Consider the following 21,526-nt stretch of genomic DNA (forward strand, 5'->3'; position numbering starts at 1 on the left):
TGTGCTCTGTTAGCACATTTTTAAGAATCACACGTGCGACACTCTGTAGTCAAAGAACACAACTTCGCCTGTATCTTGTGTGGAATCCAAATCAACAACACCAGTAATAGCCCAATTATGGTCTCCGTCCGAATCGTCAATAATTTGCCGAACTTTCCACGAATGTTCACTCTTCTCAAGCGAATCATCCAAAATAAACAAGTCGCCACTTCTAGCCTTGGCATCGATACCAACATACTCGTGCTCATCGTAATAGTCGTCAAGCACATCATTCCACTCGTGAACGCCGTAACCCCAAGCCTTGTCAAGCTCTCCTAAAGTATCCGCATCTTCCAAATCCATAAGCTGCACGCGACGGAACATTGCGTTTCTAATCAACACAATAAGTCCACGACGATCCTCAACAACAGACTCAGAAGTTCCAGGCGCAGCCATAGTTACAGCACTAGCTTCAGCGTCCGATCCTCCTGCACTCTCCCACTCGTCAACAAGACTTGAATCAATAGATCGCACAACAAGACGAAGCCACGAAATAATATCACACAATTCTTCGTTCAGCATGTCTTCTGGCACAGTGCGAGCAAGCGAACGATAAGCGTCCGAAAGGTAACGAAGAAGCGTTCCTTCACTTCTAGCAATGCCATAGCGCGAAATATAGCCAGTAAAATCGGACGCTGTTTCGACCATGTCTCGAAGCACAGATTTAGGCTTAATCCAGTAGTCGTTTGCCCACGGAACATCTTTGCGATATTGCGCAAAAGCAGGCTCAAGCAAATCTTCAAGAGGCTTAGGGTAGCTAACTTCCACTAAGCGTTCCATGCGCTCCTCGTAATCAATGCCATCATCCTTCATGCCAGCCATTGCAGCATCGCGAGCCTTACGCTCTTGTGCGCGAAGCACAGGCTTAGGATCATCTAAAGTTGCTTCAACCATAGAAATTAGATCAAGCGCATAGCTTGGAGATTCTGGGTCTAGAAGTTCCAAAGCTGCGAGCAAGAACGGAGAAAGCGGCTGATCCAGCGCAAAGCCCTCTGGCATAGCAACATCAAGATCATAATCACAAGAACCATCCGAAAGCTCTCTGCATTCAATCACTTGAGTATCGAGCAAAGTTTGGAAAATATCGTTGCAACGCTCGAGCAATTTCTCTTTATCTTGCGGCTTTTGCGCACTATCTTCAATAAGTTTTTCAACGCGTGCTCTAGCATCCCCACCTTGCGTAACTTCGTTCAAAATCATTGAGTGCGTTACAACCATGTGAGGATTCAAAGTTTCTGGAGCGCTTTCAATAAGCTTAGTAAACGTTGGCTCGCCCCAAACTACAAAGCCTTCTGGAGCTTTCTTACGCTTAACTTTTTTAAGCTTCTTAGGATCATTTCCAGCTTTTGCAACAGCGCGCGCATTCTCAATCTCGAACTCTGGAGCCTCTGCAACTACTAAGCCCTCAGTATCGAATCCCATTCTGCCTGCACGTCCTGCAATTTGATGAAACTCGCGAGCACGAAGCTTTCTACTACGATTCCCATCAAATTTTGTAAGAGCTGTAAGAACAACCGAGTGAATTGGCACGTTAATACCAACTCCGAGAGTGTCTGTGCCACAAATAACGGGCAGCAATCCTTGCTGAGCTAACTGTTCGACAAGCCTACGGTAGCGCGGAAGCATACCAGCATGGTGTACGCCTACACCCGTGCGCAGTAGCCTTTGCAAAATTTTGCCGAAACCTGTAGTAAATTTAGTGCCTTTAATAGCTTGAGCAATTTTGTCTCGCTGATCTTTGCTAGAAACCCCCGTGCTTGCAAGCGCTTGAGCTGTTTCTAGAGCTGCATCTTGCGAAAAATGAACTACATAGATTGGCGTTAAACCCTTGTTAAATAAGAGTTCTACAGTTGTTGCAAGCGGCTTATCTGTGTACTCGTATTCGAGTGGGATTGGTCTTGGCGCATTAGCAATAATATCAACACTACGTTTTGTTGATTTTTCTAAACGTTCCGCAATATCCGTTACGTCTCCAAGAGTTGCGCTCATAAGTAAGAATTGCGTATTTGGAAGTGTAAGTAACGGAACTTGCCAAGCCCATCCGCGCTCTGGATCACCATAGTAGTGGAATTCGTCCATTGCAACGCAATCGACTTCAGCGTTTGCGCCTTCGCGTAAGGCTTGATTTGCTAAGATTTCTGCAGTGCAGCAGATTATTGGAGCGTCCGCGTTAATATGCGAATCTCCTGTAATCATGCCAACGTTGTCGCGCCCAAAAATCGCAACTAAATCGAAGAATTTTTCGGAAACAAGAGCTTTAATTGGCGCAGTATAGTAGGAGCGTCTGCCGGTAGCGAGCGCTGCAAAATGCATGCCGAGCGCTACTAGAGATTTTCCAGAACCGGTTGGAGTATTTAAGATAACATGGTCTCCTGCAAGCAAATCCATAACAGATTCTTCTTGATGCGGCCACAAATCTACATGCTTGTTATCTTTAACCCAATCAACAAATGCTTGAAAAATCTCGTCTTCGCTAGCATGATGCAAATCAAAAGCTAACTCGCCCAGACCAGCCATATTCCGCTCCTACTTTACTTAAGCTTTACTCGTGACTTTAATCGCAAATTTATTTACTTGCGATTTTACTTGCGCTTCTTCTTATCTCGTACTTTTACAGAGATTTGAATAGGAGTTCCCTCAAATCCAAACTCTTCTCGAAGAGAACGCTCAATAAAGCGACGGTAACCGTGCTCTAAGAAGCCTGTTGCGAATATCACGAAACGCGGTGGGCGCGTAGAAGCCTGAGTAGCAAACAAGATTCTCGCTTGCTTTCCGCCTCGCAAAGGATGCGGATGAGCAGACTGAATACGACCTAAGAAAGCGTTGAGCTTGCCTGTAGGAATGCGCTTATCCCAGCTGTCTAAAGCTGTTCGCATAGCGCGCGCAAGACGATTCGTATGCCATCCTGTTTTTGCGGAGAGATTAACGCGCTCAGCCCAAGTTACGCGCTCAAACTCAGTTTTCCACAAGCGTTCCATGCGCTGTCTGGAAAATTCGTCCATCAAGTCCCACTTGTTAAACACAAGTACGATTGCTCGACCCGCGTCTACAGCCTGGCTCATAACTTTCAAATCCTGCTCTGCAATCGGCTGGGAAGAATCGAAAAGAATCAAAGCAAGTTCAGAACGCTCAATCGCAGCTTGCGTACGAAGTGAAGAATAGTATTCAGCACCAGTAAGCTTATGCTGCCTGCGCTTAATACCAGCAGTGTCAATAAACAGCCAGTCTTCTCCATCAACTCGCACAACCTCATCAACAGGATCTCGAGTAGTTCCAGCCAAATCGTTTACAACAGAACGTTCTTCATGAGCTAAATGGTTCAAAAGCGAAGACTTACCAACATTTGGACGCCCAACTAAAGCAACTCTGCGAAGTCCTTCTGGAGTCAAGAATCCTGAAGTTTTATTCGCTTTCTTCAAAGAGTTAAGAGCCGCGTCAAGCAAATCTCCAACGCCTCTTCCGTGCATTGCAGAAATTCCGTAAGGCTCACCCATTCCGAGCTTCCAAAACTCTGCAGTCAAATACTCGCTTCTAGCGTCGTCAACCTTGTTAACTGCCAAAGTAATAGGCTTACCGGCAGCGCGAAGCATTGAAACAATACGCTCGTCGGTAGCTGTTAAACCAACCTGACCATCTACTAGGAAAATCACAGCATCACTTAAACGCACTGCCACTTGTGCTTGCTGAGCAATAGAAGAATCTATTCCTTCAACATCTGCTTCCCAGCCGCCAGTGTCAACCAGCTTAAAGTTGGTTCCAGCCCACTCAGCGTCGTAACTTACGCGATCTCTAGTAACGCCTGGAGTATCTTCCACAACAGCAACTCTGTGACCCAGAATACGATTTACAAGCGTTGATTTTCCAACGTTTGGTCGACCTATAACGGCGATTACTCCAACAGCTTTTGTATCTTTCGATTCATCATCGCTTGCAAAATCACCGCTAAGAAGCGCACGATCTTCATCATCAAGATCGTAGCCTTCAAGATTTGCAGCATAACGGTCGTACTCATCTTGCTCAATTGCATCGTCAACAATCTCTACAAGCGCGTCAAGAGTCTGCTCAAAAGTTAAATCAGAATTATCTAGAGTTGTAACACCGTCTGCAGCTTTAAGAAAATTCGTAACTTTAGCATCTTTAGCGTCGCGAGCACGAATATCGTCTTCTTCAGATTCATTATTTTTAGATTGATTATTTTGCAAATTTTCTTGCGCAATATCCTGCTTATCTCTGCGAGCTTGACGCACTTCCTCACGAGCAGTAAGAAGCACTCGAACTTGAGCATTTGGAGCTACAACAGTAGTAATATCGCGTCCTTCTGCAACTATTCCCTCTCCGCCTGAGAAAGAATCTTCACTAGACTCTGAAGTAATATACGCGCGCTGAGCAGCAATAAGCATGCGTCGAACTGCAGGAATCGAAGAAACCGTAGACACGTGCGAAGAAACTTCGCTGGAACGCAATTCTTCGCTAATATCTTCACTATCAATTACGACTACAGGATTTTTTGGATCAACACTAAATTCAGCATGATCTTCCGTAAACAATGCTCCAACAGCTTCAACAATTTGATTCAAGCGTTTTGCATCTGCAGAATTCGTTGGATTTCCTTCTTCATCCAACTCAAGCTGCTTGCTTAAATCAATACCTTGCTTCAAGCACCACCAAGCAGCAGCTCGATACATTGCCCCCGTATCTAAATACGCAAAACCATAGTATTGCGCTAAAGCACGAGAAGTAGAAGATTTACCTACTCCTGCTGGTCCATCAATTGCTACGCAAATCACAGGCCAACCTCCTTAGAAAGCGAGCGCACTTCTGTTTGAGAAAGCACTCGATACGATCCAGCTTTTAAGTCCCCTAACTTAATAGGGCCGATTTGCGTACGCACAAGACGCTTTACAGGATATCCTACGGCTCCAAAAATCCTGCGCACAATACGATTTTTGCCAGAGTGTAAAACAACTTTTACGATTGTTGCATCGTGATTTTGGTCGATTATTGCACAGCGATCGAGCTTAATCCAGCCGTCTTCCAGATTTACGCCTTGCGAAACTAGCCTGCGGCAAACCATTCCGTTGATCTTGCCTTCAACAGTTGCAATATACGTTTTCTCAACTTCATACTTTGGATGCATAACATGCTGGCTTAACTCACCATCGTTGGTCATTAAAATAAGACCTTCAGAATCGTAGTCCAAGCGTCCCATGTGGAAAATTCGCTCGTACTTATCTCCAACAATGTCTCTTAAAGTGAAGCGACCTTTTGGATCATCCATTGCGCTCAAAACTCTTTTAGGCTTATTAAGCGCGAGCGTTACAAGCTTGTGATTAAATTTCACTCTCGATCCGTCTACGCGTATTTTTTGTTTACTTGGATCTACTCGAGTTCCGAGTGTTGTTACAAGCTCATCATCTACTTCAACACGCCCATCTAAGATTATTTCTTCACACTTTCGGCGTGAACCAAATCCCGCTTCAGCAAGTAGCTTTTGCAGTCGAACAGCGTTTTTGGATTCTTGTTGCGCCTGATTGGCGCGGGAATATGCGTTTGGCATCGTTCTCCCAACGTGACCTTATTCGTATTCTTTTAATAAATTAGTAGCAAATTTTCACATTCTGCAATAAATACAGGAAATTACCACGTTTTTCTATGTTAGCGTATGGCATAGCCGTGATACTATAGCAAACGTTTGGTTGTGCTGTAAATAATAAAAACCAGCATAGCGGTGTACACAATTAACGTAAGGAATTGTTATGAACTACACTTCAAATGCAGATTGCTCTGTTTCTAAACAATCTTCTGCACTTAGAACTCCGCTCATTTTTAGAGTAGGAGCAGAATTCATTGCAAGCGCTTTTGCAATGTTCACTATCTACATGTTCTCATCTATTGTTACTGCAATGTATGGCGTAAATGTTCTTATGATTGCAGTAGGAACTGGCATTGCTTATGCTGCTGCTATTGGTATTGCATCTAAGTTTTCTGGCGGACATGTAAATCCTGCTATAACTATCGCATCTATGCTTACTGGCAGAACTCCTTATATTTCTGGAATTTTATACATTATTGCTCAGGTTCTTGGAGCTATCGCTGCAGCTGGAGTAACTGTTTTTGTTCTGCCACAAACAAAGATGGTTCCAGCTCACACTTGGTTTGCTCCTGTTGTTAATGGTTTTGAAAATGCTTCCATTTCTGCAAACCAACTTAAGAGTGTTAATGCATCTTTTGGCGTTATTACTGCTCTTGTTGTTGAAATTATTGCAGTTCTTGTTATTGTTGCAACAGCCATGACGTACATGAATGACAACGGCAGCACAAAATGCGGATATTCTACTCACATGGGCATTGCTTATGCCGCTGGAGCTTTCATTACTTATCAAATTACTGGAGCTGGTTTAAACCCTGCCCGTTCTACTGGCATTGCTATTCTTGCTCAATCGCAAAAGTTATCTGTCTCACCATTGAGTCAACTTTGGGTATTTTGGATTGCACCTGTTTTTGCCGCTGCGCTCGTAGGATTTGTCATGCTTATTTGCAAGCTTGCAACATCTTCTTCAAATAATCAGAATCCTGTTGCTGCTGATTGCTCAAATCAAACTTCTCCTGTTCTACAGAATACTGTTCCTGTAGTTCCAGAACCTCCTGTTAACACAGAGTCTTCAGTAACCCCTTCTACGACTTTGGATTCTACTGGAAACGATAATGTTCCATTTAATCCTTTTAACAGAGATGATAAATAGAATTTCGTGAATTAAATCTATCGGATTCTACATTAAGAAAAAAATTGAAAAATACGTTATCAATAGTCCAATTCCTAGCGAAATGCTTATGAAAGAATCGAAGGCTACAGATCTAACCTTCCATGGACTTTTTTGAGTAAATATTAAGCGTATGATTCCAAGAACAATGGCTGTTGCGGCAATTATTACCGTGGCAGCCATTGTTTTACCCATAAACGCCAATACTGCGCTTACGCATACTATTGCTGCCACAATCCATTGCGCATACGGTTTTCCTTCTTTGACTTCAGAAACGTATATATGGTTTGATTTTTTTGCTAATTCAGATTCATTTACATTTAAAATGTTCTTTTGAATTTTTGATACATCGTCTTGTTTTTCATACCGATCATTAATTGTCATACTTGTATAATACATAAAAGACCTTGGAAAGTATACGAAAATACAATCCAAGGTCCTTTTTATAGAATACTTGTATTAATTAAAAAATTAATAAATATTTTATTATTCAGTCAAATACTATTTAGTGGAAGAAGTGCCTTGTACCAGTAGTGTACATTGTTACTCCAGCCGCACGCGCAGCTTCAAACACTTCCTCATCTCTAATTGACCCTCCTGGCTGCACAATTGCTCGCACACCTGCGTCAATAAGGATTTGCGGACCATCAGCAAATGGGAAGAATGCATCCGAAGCCGCAACAGCTCCACGAGCACGCTCAACACCATCAGCAAGAGTATTAGCACGCTCAACAGCCAAGTGGCAAGAATCCACGCGATTAACCTGCCCCATGCCAATGCCAACAGTAGCATTATCGTGTGCAAGTAGAATTGCGTTAGACTTTACGCAACGAAGCGAGCGCCATGCAAACTCTAAGTCTCTCAAAGTATCAGTATCTGCAGCTTCTCCAGATACAAGAGTCCAATTTTGAGGATTATCGCCAAAATCATCAATCTTATCTGCGCTTTGTACCAATGCGCCACCATCAATAGGATGCACCTGCAAGCCCAAAACTGGAGGATTTGCAACCTTTAAGATTCGCAAATTCTTCTTCTTAGTGCGCAATAACTCCAAAGCCTCAGGCTCATAATCTGGAGCAACAATTACCTCTGTGAAAATTGGTCGAACACTTTCAGCCATTTCTAGTGTAACAGTTGAATTGCAAGCAATCACACCGCCGTAAGCACTTACAGGATCGCAAGCGTGAGCTTTCTTATGAGCAATAGCTGCAGTTGCACCTATTGCTAAGCCGCAAGGATTATTATGCTTGCATACTGCAACAGCGATTTGTGGGGCAAAATCCCATACTGCACGCCAAGCCGCATCCGCATCAACATAATTGTTGTAGCTCATCGGCTTTCCACCAAGAAGTTCAGCTTGAGCTAAACCTCCCTTATGCAATGGGTCAAGATAAAGCCCCGCCTGCTGATGTGGATTTTCACCATATCTAAGCTTGCGATTTAACTTCCACGTACGCGTATAATCAGTTGGAAGAATCAAATCCTCACTTGTTTTATCAACTGAATTTGCGTCTTCCTCAGACTTGGTCTTCATACTTTCTGGAATTGACCAAACTTCACTTGTCCACTGGCATATTGCAGCATCGTAAGAAGCCGTATGTTCAAATGCTTTATGCGCCAAGTATTCGCGTTCTTCTAGGCTAAAACCTTCTCCAGATAACACTCTTTGGGCAAGAATATTATAATCTGCAGGGTCTGTAATAACAGCCACAGATTTATGATTTTTCGCGGCAGCGCGAACCATAGATGGTCCACCAATATCGATTTTCTCAATAATCTGAGCTTCGCTTCCACCGCTCATAACAGTGTTTACAAACGGATACAAATTCACTACAACAGCATCAAATGGCTCAATATTTAACTCTTTAAGCTGCTTTACATGATCAGGATTGCTCATATCTGCTAAAATCCCAGCGTGAATATGTGGATCGAGCGTCTTAACCCTACCATCTAAGCTTTCTGGGAAACCTGTTATATCAGATACTTCCGTAACCTTTACACCTAATTCTTGGAGTTTTGCAGCTGTTGAACCTGTTGAAACAACCTGAGTTCCGCACTTTTTAAAAGCGTCTGCCAGAGTTTCTAGCCCTTCTTTGCAAAATACTGATACAAGTACTCGCTTGATTGACCTTTTACCTGTGGTTATCAGCACATCTGCACTTGATTCTTGCGCGTGTATCTGTTGCACGGTGGTCTTCCTCCTTGATGTTGGACGAGGATTATTTTTTATTGACTTTCGAACTAACTGTTCTAGGTTTTCTAGTATCAGTTTTGTTCTCAAGCAAAGGTTGTTTTTTAGTGGATTTAACGCTTCGCGGCTGACTTATATTATCTGTTTCATTTTGACTAATTGAACAAGATGAACGCGTTTTTTCTTTTTTTGAAGACATATAATCAGCAGACTTTTCAGACATATTGTTTTCTTTAGGAGTTATTACTGACGTTTCACATGACTGTTCAACTGGTTTTGATTGCGATTTTATGTTCTGATTTTCTTTTGACTTTTCACTAATATTTTCAGATAACTTTTTGGAAAATATATTAAAATTCGACGGCTTAATGGAATCATATTTCTCAAAAATTTTAGAACTTAACGCACGAATAGAAATTATTATTGCGCACACAAATATAACGAGAATCCAGGCCAACCCAAAACCAAATACTGTTAAATGACCTAAAGCACGAACACTTCTACTTACATTTACACCAACATTGGATAAACGATATTTACCTAAATCACCGTTTGCGAACAAGAATAGTATACTCATAACGAGTATTACTAATATGCAAGTTGATACCAAAACTACAGCTGATTCCACAAAAGCAATAACGGTAGACTTCCAATCAAGTTTATCTTTATCGAAATGCAAACGAATATTACAAGACTTAGAATATAAGATCACAAATAACGCAAATACGCCACATAAGGCAAAAACAATACCATTGACAAGAAGCCTATAAAGTGAATCACCTATAGAGTCTGGGAATATGGCAAAGAATGGAACAGGAGGCAAAGACTTACGATTAACTGCATAAATTGTGAAATTAGCAACTGATCCTATAGCAAATCCTGAACCTGAAATCCATGATAATGCCCATAATGCAACGTTTGGAAGCCATACCAGACATGCAATTGTGGTTAAAATTCTTGAACCTAATTGCATTCCTAACTTTGAAAAAACTATCTCAACATTACTTGCTCCAACAATGGACCAAAAGATAATCGTTGATAATGCAATAATTGCATAAATTGACAACACGATTACGGTTGAATAAAGGCAAATTTTTATGCGTTTTAATATATGTTCAGGAACATTTTTTGTTATATTATTTTTGATTAATACAAACAATGAGCTGTATGGGAAAACAGCTATTAACTGTGCAAAAGCATATACACAAAAGCTTTTTAACAATATGACTGGTAACGAATCCAATAACTCAATATTAGTATTTTGAGATATAACTCCATTGATGAAAACCCAAACAAACAAACCAATACAATTTACTAGCAATCCACCTTTTAGTTTTCTCATCAGAATCGCAAGCATTGTAATTATAAGCGAAGTCAAACCAAGTGGAATAACTGTAAGAATAAAATCATCAAAGCCTAGACCAACTCCTTGCGCAAAAAGAAGAGCAGCCCATGTCATCGACATTGATGAATCGGAAAGATTACCAGTTCCTTCTTCTATAGAAATAACAAGAAGGGTTAGTGACATGAATAATCCAACAACTATTACAAAAATCAAAGTCGCAATAGCGGGTATAGATATCCCCTTCAAAATGCTAATAAGAGAAGACTTCAGTTTTTTCATAACATCATCCTCCCTTATTAGCCGCTTGAAGTTAGATCTAAGTTGTTCGATTTTTTATGATTACACCTAAAAACAATATATGAATAAATGTAGATACCCAAGTACAACACAAGCTACTACTCATACACCACTTTTATGCAGGCATCGTCATTAAACTAGAGCATTTATAAGATTGCAACTCATTCATTCCGCTAATTCCTGTTAACTCCATTACAAAGCAGAATCCAGCAACAGTGCCCTGCGACCTTTCAACAAGTCTCGCAGCAGCTTTTGCAGTTCCTCCTGTAGCAATTAAATCGTCAACAATAAGAACACGCTGACCAGGCTTTATAAGATCTTTCTCAATCTCTATCTTAGCTTCCCCATATTCGAGAGAATATGACTCGCTTATGACTTCGGGAGGCAATTTACCTGCTTTTCTCACGGCAACAAAACCTTTATTGAGTCGAGCAGCCAAAGCTGGACCAAACAAAAATCCACGAGCCTCAAGTCCAGCAACTAAATCAAACGAATCTTGAGAAACTGGCAACGAATCTACTAATGAATCAATAAGAATTCGCATACCACGATTATCAGCAAAAACAGGAAGAAAATCGCGGAAAACAATCTTTGGATTTGGAAACCCTGGAATTGTTCTAATAAGAGATGCTAAATATTTAACATCCTCATCACTAACATTCTTCAAAGATTTTACTGTAATATCAGTTGTTGTCATAATCTTATTGTTCTTATCTCAGTTTTCTTTGACTTCACCAGTTTCGCTGGATTCTTGAATCTGCTCAGTTTCGCTCGATTCTTGAGATTCATCTTTATCAGATGCATCAACATCTTCCGAGTTATCAGCTTCATCGTCTTTGTCATAGCTGTTGAAATCTACACGAACATAAACTCTATTCACAGCTCTGAAAGACACTCGAAGTAAACTACCTTCTGAATCTAGAACAATCTCTTCGTGATCAGAATCAACTACGACGACCTTACCGATAATTCCACCAATTGTTATAACTTCAACGCCTGGTTTCAAAGAATCATGGAAGGACTTCAACTCATTTTGACGCTTTTTCATATTACGAGATTGGAACCACATGATACCAACCATGGCAATCACGAGTACAATAAGCATGCCATACTGGCTAACAAATTGGGGCACAATAAACTCCTTATGTATCCAACCCTGAGACGGACAAAACACCGCCCAAAACACTTATTTTATGTTATCTATCTGACATTATCAGGCGCTTTAAGACCTAAGTGTTGCCAAGCTTTTTCAGTGGCAACACGACCTTTAGGAGTCCTAATAAGAAACCCTTCACGCACTAAATACGGCTCACAAACGGTTTCTACAGTTTCTGCCTCTTCTCCAACCATTGCAGCCAAATTATTAAGCCCAACTGGACCACCATTAAATTGATTCACAATAGCTTTCAAAACCGCAATATCTAGACGGTCAAGACCTTGAGTATCAATCTGATACAACGATAAGGCTTCTATTACAGACTCGCGATTTACATCTTTAAGATTATGCACAACTGCCCAATCACGTACGCGTCTTAACAGTCGATTTGCGATTCTAGGAGTTCCTCTGGAACGAATAGCAAGTTCTTTAGCTGCTTGATCAACAAGATGAACACCAAGAAGAACAGATGAACGTTCAATCAGTTTTTCCAACTCATCGTGAGGATAAAAATCCAAGTGAGCCGTAAAACCAAAACGTGCTCTAAGCGGAGAAGGAAGCATACCTTCGCGCGTAGTAGCACCAACCACAGTAAAATGCGGCAATGTAAGAGGTATAGAAGACGCCCCTGGTCCTTTGCCAACCATAACATCAACTCGGAAATCTTCCATAGCTATATAAAGCAACTCTTCTGCAGCTCGAGGCAAACGATGAATCTCATCAATAAACAGTACTTCACCAGTATCAAGAGAACTCAAAATTGATGCTAAATCACCAGCATGTTGAATAGCAGGACCAGACGTAACTCTAATAGATACGCCTAACTCATTAGCAACAATCATTGCTAATGTTGTTTTTCCAAGCCCAGGAGGACCTGCAAGCAACATGTGATCTGGAGGAACATCACGCAATCTTGCAGCATCCAAAAAAAGTTGTAACTGCGCCTTTAAAAGAGGCTGTCCAATAAATCCATCTAGAGCATGAGGTCTTAATTCTTCATCGCTAATCTGTTCATTTCCTATAGGAGATGATGAAACAATTCTTAATGAATCTTCGGATACGCCAGTATTTAAAGCTTGTACGTCGATTCCTTCATCCAAACTCATGAATCATCACCTGCCTCTATCTAACGCTGCCAATGCCATACGCAAAACATTAGGCATATCTGAATCACTGATTGGCAGAGCAATTTTTTCACTATTACACACGTTTTCAACCGCTCTTTGAGCATCTGACTGCTTCCACCCTAAAGACATAAGTCCATCGACAACCTTGCTGATGCCAGATTCATCAAATTCCTTTTTATAAGATTTTGAATCTTTAGAAGTATCATCTTCATTTAATTGAGATACGTCAATAGAACCTTTAAGTTCAAGAACAATTTTTTGAGCACCCTTTTTACCTAATCCTGGAGCAGAAGACAATGCGGTGATATCGCCATCTGCAATAGCCTGCAATAAACGATTCACATTTAAAGTGGAAAGTAAAGAAAGAGCAACTTTAGGACCAACACCACTAACTTTCTGCTGAATTTGAAGAAAAATACGCTTGGCAGGCATACTCGTAAAACCATACAAAGTAACAGCATCTTGACTTACTTGTAAAGACGTATAAACCTTAACATCTTGACCTTCATGCAGCGCAGCCAAATCAGACGATGGCATATAAACTTCATAGCCAACACCACTAACACAGATAAGCGCACATCGAGAATCAACTGATTCAATAACGCCGTTAAGCATACCAATCATCAGCGCTCACCTTTCTAGATAAATAGAACATCTGTTCTATAAAACATACTACATGTCACGTCCGACAGAAGAATGTCTGCTAGCAGAACGCAAAGAAGCAGCCCACTTTCGTTGAGCCTCAGTTAAATGCTGCTCTCGCTCTCCTCCTTGCAAAGCCCCTGCTGGGCGAAGCGCGTGACAAATCGCTTGAGCCAAGGCATCAGCTGCATCTGCAGGAGTCGGTAAAACATTAAGATTTAAAAGACGCGCAACCATGCGCTCTACCTGAGTTTTATCCGCCTTTCCATTTCCAGCAACAGCGAGTTTAACCTCTGTAGGAGTATGCAAAGCTACAGGAATACCTCTCTGAGCAGCAGCCAACATTGCAACACCTGCAACTTGAGCAGTACCAAGAACAGTGTTTCGATTTTCTTGAGCAAAAACACGCTCAATCGAAATAGTATCTGGCGAAAACCTTTCGATTTTCTCCACCAGTCCATTGTAAATTTCGAGCAATCTTAAATCTTGAGAAGTCTTAGGATCACTTCTTAATACATCGACGTGAATAAAAGAAAGCCGACGAGAAACGCCGGCTTCAATCACGCCGACCCCGCAGCGAGTAAGCCCGGGATCAACGCCCAAAATCATCATAGGAAACTATTCTGCTTCCTCAAGCTGAGCCATAACCTCATCTGAAGCAGTCCAGTTGCTGTAAATATTCTGAACATCGTCCAAATCGTCGAGATTGTCAATCAAACGAGACACTTTCTGAGCATCTTCAAAGCTCAATTCAACCTCATTGTTTGGATGCATAACGATTTCTGCGGAATCATAGTCGAAACCAGCATCTTGCAAAGCCTTACGAACAGTTACCAAATCGCTAGAATCAGTGTATACGGAATACACATCACCGTCGTCAGCAACATCTTCAGCGCCAGCTTCTGCAGCAATATCAAAAAGCTTGCTATAGTCAACGCCTTCGCTAGGAACCTCAATCAAGCCCTTACGCTCAAAGTTGAAGCTAACAGAACCGCTTGTAGCCAAAGAACCATTGCCCTTTGTAAGAGTGGAGCGAACGTCTGCTGCAGCGCGGTTGCGATTATCAGTAAGGCACTCAATAATCAATCCAACACCTGCTGGAGCATAGCCTTCGTAAACAGTCTCTTCGTAGTTTGCGCCGCCTGCTTCTTCACCAGAACCACGCTTAACAGCGCGCTTAATATTATCTGCTGGCATAGAAGCTTTTTTAGCCTTAACGATTGCATCGTACAAAGTTGGGTTACCATCAGGGTCTCCACCACCAAGACGAGCAGCGATTTCAATATTCTTAATAAGCTTGGCGAAAAGCTTGCCGCGCTTAGCGTCAATAGCGGCTTTCTTATGCTTTGTGGTCGCCCACTTGGAATGACCTGACATGATACTCCTAAAAAGTGTACGGTTACGTAAACGTGATGATTTTAATGCTCTTTAGCGACAAATCGTCATGCGCTAGTATTTTTAAGCAAATTTTTAACTTCAAAAATCCTCTGTATAACGGTTATGATACCACCAATACAAAGGATAAACATGGCTAAACTAAGCCATAAAAGCCAGTCAGTTAATCCACTTAATCCCATTGAAATCAATATAATAGCCACTCTGTCTGCTCTAGTAATCAAACCTTTTTTAGCTTCCACCCCAACGGACTCACCTCTTGCTCTAGCATATGACGTTACAAAAGCAGCCATAATTGCTATTAGCGAACAAAGCAATCCGCAATATTTTATAAAACCATTAACATATTCTGGCAAATATAAACATATGTTGATATTTTTAGCACGATATAAGCAAATACAAACACACAAAAATAGAGACCAATCAGCGATTCTATCTAAAGTAGAATCCAAAAACGCACCAAATTTCGTTCCACCATTTTGATTAGTTAAAGCAGCGACTGAACCATCCAAAGCATCTGCAAGGACAAAAATCGTAAGCAAAATTGTACCGAATAAAAGCCAGCCAGTCATAGAAACAAAAATTGAGGTTACTACAACAGCCAAAGTACCGAAAACAGTAATGCCATTTGCTGTACAGCCAAATTTTACAAGCAGCTTAGCAATAGGCGCAATAACACGCTTGAATCCACCTCTTAAAGATTCCAACATATCTAATAAAACGCCTTCCTAGATTAAACAAGCTACTCATACACACACTATCAACAAACTATGTTAATAAAAAACGCCGCTTAAAATTAAGCGGCGCAATTTCTAGCTCCCTCACCTGGATTCGAACCAAGACAAAGGGTTCCAAAGACCCGTGTGCTGCCATTACACCATGAGGGAACGGCGGAAAAAACCGCCAAGTCACTATTATGCCATAACAATTGACATCGTCAAGTTTGGCGTGGCGAAATAGGATTTATGCAAAGAAGAACCCCTTGCCATGATGCTCTGGATAAGTGTCAAACAGCTTTGCAACAGACCCATCTTCAAACACAGCTTTAATAGCACTTGCCAAAAGTGGGGCAATTGAAAGAACAGTTAACCCATCCCAACGCTTTTCTTCTGGAATTGGAACAGTATCCGTTAACACCACTTCCCTAGCTCCGCAATTCTTTAAACGTTCAACTGCAGGACCAGAAAGCACTCCGTGAGTTGCAACAACCGTAACAGACTTTGCACCAGCGTCCTTAAGAACATTACAAGCGCCTGCAATTGTTCCAGCAGTGTCAATTAAATCATCAACCATAACACAATCACGCCCAGCAACATCACCAACAACACGATTTGCTACAGCCTGATTTGGACGAGTAATATCTCTAGTCTTATGAACAAAAGCCAATGGACCTCCGCCTAAACGTTGCGCCCACTGTTCTGCAACTCGGATTCGACCTGCGTCTGGCGAAACAACGGTAACGTTTCCTAAATCTTCGCTGAAACGATCTCGAACGTAATCAACCAGCACTGGCATAGCAATCAAATGGTCTACAGGACCATCGAAGAATCCTTGCGATTGTGCCGCATGCAAGTCAACGCTCATGATTCGATCTGCGCCTGCTGTTTTAAGCAAATCAAACATCAAGCGGCAAGAAATAGGCTCACGACCGCGATGCTTTTTATCTTGTCTAGAATATCCAAGCAACGGGCACACAGCGGTAATAGAACGAGCAGACGCGCGCTTTAATGCGTCGATCATAATTAACTGTTCCATAATGGACTTGTTAACAGGGTCACTATGACTTTGCAACACAAACACGTCTGTTCCTCGCACAGACTGAGTGTAACGAACATACATCTCGCCATTGGCAAAATCATATGCTGTTGTTTCCAATACTTCTATACCAAGCTGATTTGCAACATCTCGAGCAAGCTTCGGATGCGCGCGACCAGTTACGAGAACAAGGTTTTTATCTGGCTTTCCTTCAAGGACGATGCTCACCATATCTCCAAACGCTAGTTCACTAACAGCCCACAAAAAACGGACTGTGATTAATACTATCTATTTGCGCAGACTATAATCATTAAGCCGTTTCATACACAACAAATCATTGCAAAAGATTCCAAATAATCACAAATCGCGTCTGTATAAACCATGCTTAACAATGTATTGAACAACTCCATCTGGAACCAAATACCATACAGGCTCCCCGTGCTCAGCTCGCTTACGAACATCAGTAGAAGAAATTGCTAGTGCTGGGATTTCCAAAATGTCAACTGGGAAACGATGACTGTGACAATTAATCATATCGTCACAAGAATCCGCTGAATACACATGAGCCTCAATTTGAGTAAACTTTTCTGGACTAGAATACCCAGGACGAGTAACAGCCACAAATCTAGCCAAATTCCACAGTTCTCTAGCATCTTTCCATTGCATAATCTCCGCAATAGCATCCGCGCCTGTAATAAAGAAAAGTTCAGCATCTGGATGCTGAGATCGAATATCGCGAAGCGTATCAATTGTATAAGTAACACCTGGTCTATCAATATCCACTCTGGAAACTGTGAACTTAGGATTAGAAGCAGTTGCAATCACAGTCATCAAATATCGATCTTCTGCGTTAGTAACCTTCTTATCAAGTTTAAAAACAGGCTTTCCTGTAGGAACAAATATGACTTCGTCTAAATCATAAACCCACGCAACTTCAGAAGCTGCTACCAAGTGACCGTTGTGAATAGGGTCAAAAGTGCCGCCCATGATCCCTATTCGTGGGCGCTGGTGAACATTACCTCTAGCAGATTGACGGTGTTTAGCAACGCCTGCCACAACAGGCGGCGCAGCCTCAGTGCCATTAAAAGACCCTTGGAACAAGTCAGACATTCTGCGCTCTTCAGAAAAATCTTTTACTTCTGACTTAAGACTATTTTGGGAATCAACTTTAGAGTTGTTTAGATTATTTTGCATTAATTCATTTCCACATTTTGTTCAAAATACACAAAATCAAGCATCGTGATTATTTTGCACCATCAAGCAAATCAGCAGCATCATCTGCCTTAGCTTCACCGATAACACTAGAGGCAACGTTCGCCTTATCAGGATTAATATTGCCCATTTCTTCATTCCACTCATCTTGAACAACCCGTTTAATCTCCTCAAATGTTGGAAGAGGAAAATCAGGCTGGAAAATACTTCTAATCTTTGCAACAGATTCTGTAATCTTAATAAGAATATCTGCCATATTATCTACTTCACCACAACGCTCAAGATTACTGAATTGAGATATATTATCTTCCATTTTTCTCAAATTCTTATTAATCTCATCTAAAGCAGCATTATCCTGAGGCTTGAAAACAGTACGATTATCCCTATCTGGCCAACCCATTAATATTGCATCAGCATATTCAAGAGAAGATCTTTGAGATGCAGACGCAATACCATCTTCAATTTGCACTAAAAACACATAGCGAACTATGGATAAACGCTCAGCGGAAATATCTAAAGCATCTAAAACATTAAAATCAGACACACCATATGATTCGCTTTTCGCGTATACATTATCTGATTTAGTTGATTCCTGCGTATTTGGCATACTCATAACCTTACTCTTAATACCTTATTATCTGTCACAATTTATAACATCAAGCTCTTATTTGACCATCTCCATAACCAATCCACTTTGTGGTTGTCATTTCTCTCAAACCCATCGGACCCCTGGCATGTAATTTTTGAGTGGAAATGCCAAGCTCAGCTCCAAAACCAAATTCGCCGCCATCCGTAAATCTTGTTGAAGCATTTACCATAACAACAGCTGAGTCTACAGATGACACAAAATTATTGATTGTTAAATAATCTTCAGCAATAATCGTCTCAGTATGCCCCGTTGAATACTTTGTAATATGATTCGCAGCATCCTCAACATCTTTTACAATCTTTACTCCTATTTGCAAAGACAAATATTCACGATTCCAATCATCATCATTTGCATGTTCTAACTGCAAACCATTGATATTTGAATCGAATAGAATATTGTAGGATTTTTCATCAGCATGAATCAAAACATTATGTTTAGCTAACTCGCTTGCAATTCTTGGCAGAAAATCTTTAGCAATATCTTGATTTACAAGCAATTTTTCTGCAGCATTACAAACTCCAACTCTTTGAGTTTTTGCATTTACAATAATTTGTATCGCTTTTTCAAAATCTGCTGTTTTATCCACGTAAATATGAACATTTCCAGCTCCAGTTTCTATAACTGGAACTGTTGACTCTTTAACAACTGCAGCGATTAGATTTGCACTTCCTCTAGGAACAAGAACATCAATATGACCATGAGCATGCATCATTGACGTTGCTCCACTTCTTCCAAGATCATCAACAGATTCTATAAGATTTCCACTTACACCAAAATCTTTTAATACTTGCTTGATTACAGAAATTGTCGCATGGTTCGTGCGCTCAGCTGCACTACCGCCTCTTAAAATTACAGCATTTGAAGATTTTATGCACAAAGATGCAACGTCAACAGTCACATTTGGTCTAGCTTCGTAAATAATTCCCATTACGCCTATTGGCACTCTTACTTGAGAAAGCCTAAGACCATTTTCTAGCGTGTATCCACGAACAACTTCTCCAACAGGATCTTGTAATTGCGCTATTTTTCTAATACTTTTTGCAGATTGAAATATTCTTTCTTCATCAAATTTAAGTCTGTCTAGTTTTCCAGCATCCATACCATTTTTTTGAGCTTTTTCTAAGTCTTGCTTATTTGCTTCTTCAATAAATTCTGCATTATTTTCAATAGAATCAGCAATAGCATTTAGAAGATTATTTTTAAAATTGGTATTAGCTTTAGCAAATTCACGCTGTGCTATTCGCGAAGCATCCGATCTAGAAAAAACAATAGAATCTATAGAGTCCCCATAATCTTTAGACATATTGTTTTGTGCATTACTATGCGTTTCATCTAACTTTGTATCAAGATTAATCATATTGAACATATTAGCAATAGCAGTACTTAGGCTCCACCTCTTCAGGTAACATGTATACCAATTAGCACGAATGGAGGAATCATGGCAGAAAACACTACGAATACAGTTATGTTTCACAGCACTAGGTCAAACTCTAAAACCTATGCATCGAAGCAAGCTATTCGTAGAGGAATAGCAGATGATGGTGGCTTGTTTGTTACGGATTGCCTTGGTGAAACTCGTTACGATATTTCTAATCTTTCTGGAAAAACTTATAAACAGATTGCTAAAGATGTTCTTCAAATTCTCCTTCCAGATTTTACATCTAGCGAGCTTGATGATTGTGTAGAGAAGGCTTATGGAAGTCAGTGGGAAGATACTGAAATTACTCCTTTAAAGGCTCTTGGCAATAATAATGACTTTGTTCTAGAGCTTTTCCACGGTCCTACCTGTGCTTTTAAAGATGTTGCTTTGCAAATTTTGCCGCAATTCATTAGTCACACAAAAGATGTATCTGATTCTAATCAAAATGTTATGATTCTTACAGCCACTTCGGGAGATACAGGAAAAGCTGCGTTAGCTGGGTTTGCGGATGTTGAAGGCACTTCTATGGTCACTTTTTACCCAGAAGGTAAAGTAAGTAAAATTCAAGAATTGCAAATGACCACTCAAAGTGGAGATAACGTAAAAGTATGTGCTGTTAGAGGAAATTTTGACGATGCACAAAGCGGCGTTAAACAAATATTTACTAACAATTCAATTAATGAAACAGTTGAAAACAATAATCACGCACTGCTTTCTTCTGCTAATTCGATTAATATTGGCAGACTTATTCCTCAAGTTGTTTACTACTTCTACGCTTATTCTAAACTTGTTGAGCAAGGCGTTATTGAACTTGGTGATGAAGTGGAATTTTGTGTCCCTACTGGAAATTTTGGAAATATTCTTGCTGGATATTATGCGAAAATGCTTGGTCTTCCTGTAAAACACTTGATTGTAGCAAGCAACAGCAACAATGTTTTGTTTGACTTTTTGGTCAGTGGAACATATAACAAGATTCGACCATTTAACCAAACAATTGCACCGTCTATGGATATTCTTGTTTCTTCTAATTTAGAACGCATGCTTTACTACATGTGCGATAAAGATACAAGACTGTTGCAAATGCTTATGAATGATTTACAACAATGGGGCGCTTTTGAAATACCAGATAATGTTCTTTCTAAAATTAGGAAACTTTTTGGTTGCGGATGGGCAAACGAGAAGCAGATTCGCGACTCTATAAAAGAATGTTGGGATAATCATAATTATGTTATAGACCCGCATACTGCTTGCGGATACTTTGTTATGAATCATATTCCTCATGATTCTAATGTTCCGCGTGTTCTTTTGAGCACCGCAAGCCCTTACAAATTCCCGAGGGTTGTTTGCCAGTCTCTGGGATTAAACGTTCAAGACTTAGATGACTTTGGATGCATGGAGCTTCTTGAAAAGAAAACCTCTACTAAGTCGCCTAGTATGTTGAGTGAACTTAAGAATAAGACTGCTCGCTTTAATGATGTTATTAACGTCGAAGATATGCCAGATTATGTTCTTAAGTGCGCTAACGAAATTTGCTGAA

The 21,526-nt window shown here is 40.7% G+C and carries 19 protein-coding genes and 1 tRNA gene; 2 read left to right on the forward strand and 18 right to left on the reverse strand.

Features of this window, described 5'->3' with window-relative positions; translation table 11 throughout:
* Positions 1 to 27: 27 nt before the first annotated feature.
* The 3 genes from HXT60_RS03290 to HXT60_RS03300 form a co-directional block, all read right to left on the reverse strand.
* A complete protein-coding gene (locus HXT60_RS03290) occupies positions 28 to 2,556 on the reverse strand; it encodes a DEAD/DEAH box helicase (protein ID WP_116772869.1) in 2,529 nt (842 codons plus the stop codon).
* A 65-nt stretch (positions 2,557 to 2,621) separates the two neighbouring features.
* Entirely contained in the window at positions 2,622 to 4,826 is a 2,205-nt protein-coding gene (der, locus tag HXT60_RS03295; protein WP_004117798.1) for a bifunctional cytidylate kinase/GTPase Der, read from the reverse strand.
* Positions 4,823 to 5,596, reverse strand: a complete 774-nt coding sequence (locus HXT60_RS03300) for a pseudouridine synthase (RefSeq protein ID WP_004113665.1) — start codon at positions 5,594 to 5,596, stop codon at positions 4,823 to 4,825. The genes der and HXT60_RS03300 overlap by 4 nt, the downstream gene beginning before the upstream one ends.
* A 199-nt stretch (positions 5,597 to 5,795) precedes the next feature.
* On the opposite strand from HXT60_RS03300, the gene HXT60_RS03305 reads away from it, so the two are divergent.
* A complete protein-coding gene (locus tag HXT60_RS03305) occupies positions 5,796 to 6,782 on the forward strand; it encodes an MIP/aquaporin family protein (protein ID WP_013399605.1) in 987 nt (328 codons plus the stop codon).
* Between the two features lie 27 nt (positions 6,783 to 6,809).
* Here the strand turns inward: HXT60_RS03305 and HXT60_RS03310 are convergent, their stop codons facing one another.
* From HXT60_RS03310 to HXT60_RS03380, 15 genes are all read right to left on the reverse strand, one after another.
* Complete coding sequence (locus HXT60_RS03310) at positions 6,810 to 7,199, reverse strand: DUF3017 domain-containing protein (RefSeq protein WP_004113661.1); 390 nt, start codon at positions 7,197 to 7,199, stop codon at positions 6,810 to 6,812.
* Between the two features lie 106 nt (positions 7,200 to 7,305).
* Complete coding sequence (gene purH, locus HXT60_RS03315; protein WP_162861370.1) at positions 7,306 to 8,946, reverse strand: bifunctional phosphoribosylaminoimidazolecarboxamide formyltransferase/IMP cyclohydrolase; 1,641 nt, start codon at positions 8,944 to 8,946, stop codon at positions 7,306 to 7,308.
* A 73-nt stretch (positions 8,947 to 9,019) separates the two neighbouring features.
* The gene (locus HXT60_RS03320; protein WP_004113657.1) at positions 9,020 to 10,615 is read right to left on the reverse strand and encodes a DUF6350 family protein; all 1,596 of its coding nucleotides are present in this window, start codon (positions 10,613 to 10,615) and stop codon (positions 9,020 to 9,022) included.
* A 133-nt stretch (positions 10,616 to 10,748) separates the two neighbouring features.
* Positions 10,749 to 11,330: an adenine phosphoribosyltransferase gene (locus HXT60_RS03325; protein ID WP_004113656.1), complete on the reverse strand. Its 582-nt coding sequence runs from the start codon at positions 11,328 to 11,330 to the stop codon at positions 10,749 to 10,751.
* 18 nt (positions 11,331 to 11,348) lie between these two features.
* The gene (gene yajC / locus HXT60_RS03330) at positions 11,349 to 11,765 is read right to left on the reverse strand and encodes a preprotein translocase subunit YajC (RefSeq protein WP_004113655.1); all 417 of its coding nucleotides are present in this window, start codon (positions 11,763 to 11,765) and stop codon (positions 11,349 to 11,351) included.
* A 68-nt stretch (positions 11,766 to 11,833) separates the two neighbouring features.
* Positions 11,834 to 12,895: a Holliday junction branch migration DNA helicase RuvB gene (gene ruvB, locus HXT60_RS03335; RefSeq protein WP_004113654.1), complete on the reverse strand. Its 1,062-nt coding sequence runs from the start codon at positions 12,893 to 12,895 to the stop codon at positions 11,834 to 11,836.
* Between the two features lie 6 nt (positions 12,896 to 12,901).
* Entirely contained in the window at positions 12,902 to 13,540 is a 639-nt protein-coding gene (ruvA, locus tag HXT60_RS03340; RefSeq protein ID WP_004113653.1) for a Holliday junction branch migration protein RuvA, read from the reverse strand.
* 48 nt (positions 13,541 to 13,588) lie between these two features.
* Positions 13,589 to 14,170: a crossover junction endodeoxyribonuclease RuvC gene (gene ruvC, locus HXT60_RS03345; RefSeq protein WP_004113652.1), complete on the reverse strand. Its 582-nt coding sequence runs from the start codon at positions 14,168 to 14,170 to the stop codon at positions 13,589 to 13,591.
* Positions 14,171 to 14,176: 6 nt separating this feature from the next.
* Positions 14,177 to 14,935: a YebC/PmpR family DNA-binding transcriptional regulator gene (locus HXT60_RS03350; RefSeq protein ID WP_421790740.1), complete on the reverse strand. Its 759-nt coding sequence runs from the start codon at positions 14,933 to 14,935 to the stop codon at positions 14,177 to 14,179.
* 65 nt (positions 14,936 to 15,000) lie between these two features.
* On the reverse strand, positions 15,001 to 15,663 hold the full coding sequence (locus HXT60_RS03355; RefSeq protein ID WP_004113650.1) for a CDP-alcohol phosphatidyltransferase family protein: 663 nt from the start codon (positions 15,661 to 15,663) through the stop codon (positions 15,001 to 15,003).
* 106 nt (positions 15,664 to 15,769) lie between these two features.
* Positions 15,770 to 15,840, reverse strand: a tRNA-Gln gene (locus tag HXT60_RS03360).
* 76 nt (positions 15,841 to 15,916) lie between these two features.
* Positions 15,917 to 16,939 carry a ribose-phosphate diphosphokinase gene (locus HXT60_RS03365; protein WP_032833905.1) on the reverse strand — a complete coding sequence of 341 codons (1,023 nt, stop codon included), beginning with the start codon at positions 16,937 to 16,939 and terminating at the stop codon, positions 15,917 to 15,919.
* Positions 16,940 to 17,065: 126 nt separating this feature from the next.
* Complete coding sequence (gene nadD / locus HXT60_RS03370) at positions 17,066 to 17,902, reverse strand: nicotinate-nucleotide adenylyltransferase (protein WP_004115024.1); 837 nt, start codon at positions 17,900 to 17,902, stop codon at positions 17,066 to 17,068.
* A gap of 49 nt (positions 17,903 to 17,951) precedes the next feature.
* On the reverse strand, positions 17,952 to 18,527 hold the full coding sequence (locus HXT60_RS03375) for a hypothetical protein (RefSeq protein ID WP_004113634.1): 576 nt from the start codon (positions 18,525 to 18,527) through the stop codon (positions 17,952 to 17,954).
* A 49-nt stretch (positions 18,528 to 18,576) separates the two neighbouring features.
* A complete protein-coding gene (locus HXT60_RS03380) occupies positions 18,577 to 19,935 on the reverse strand; it encodes a glutamate-5-semialdehyde dehydrogenase (RefSeq protein WP_116437763.1) in 1,359 nt (452 codons plus the stop codon).
* 72 nt (positions 19,936 to 20,007) lie between these two features.
* Here HXT60_RS03380 and thrC point away from each other — a divergent pair, with 72 nt between their 5' ends.
* Positions 20,008 to 21,525 carry a threonine synthase gene (gene thrC, locus HXT60_RS03385; RefSeq protein ID WP_248902429.1) on the forward strand — a complete coding sequence of 506 codons (1,518 nt, stop codon included), beginning with the start codon at positions 20,008 to 20,010 and terminating at the stop codon, positions 21,523 to 21,525.
* Position 21,526 lies beyond the last annotated feature (1 nt).

Source organism: Gardnerella sp. KA01002, assembly GCF_049244015.1.
GTDB lineage: Bacteria > Actinomycetota > Actinomycetes > Actinomycetales > Bifidobacteriaceae > Bifidobacterium > Bifidobacterium vaginale.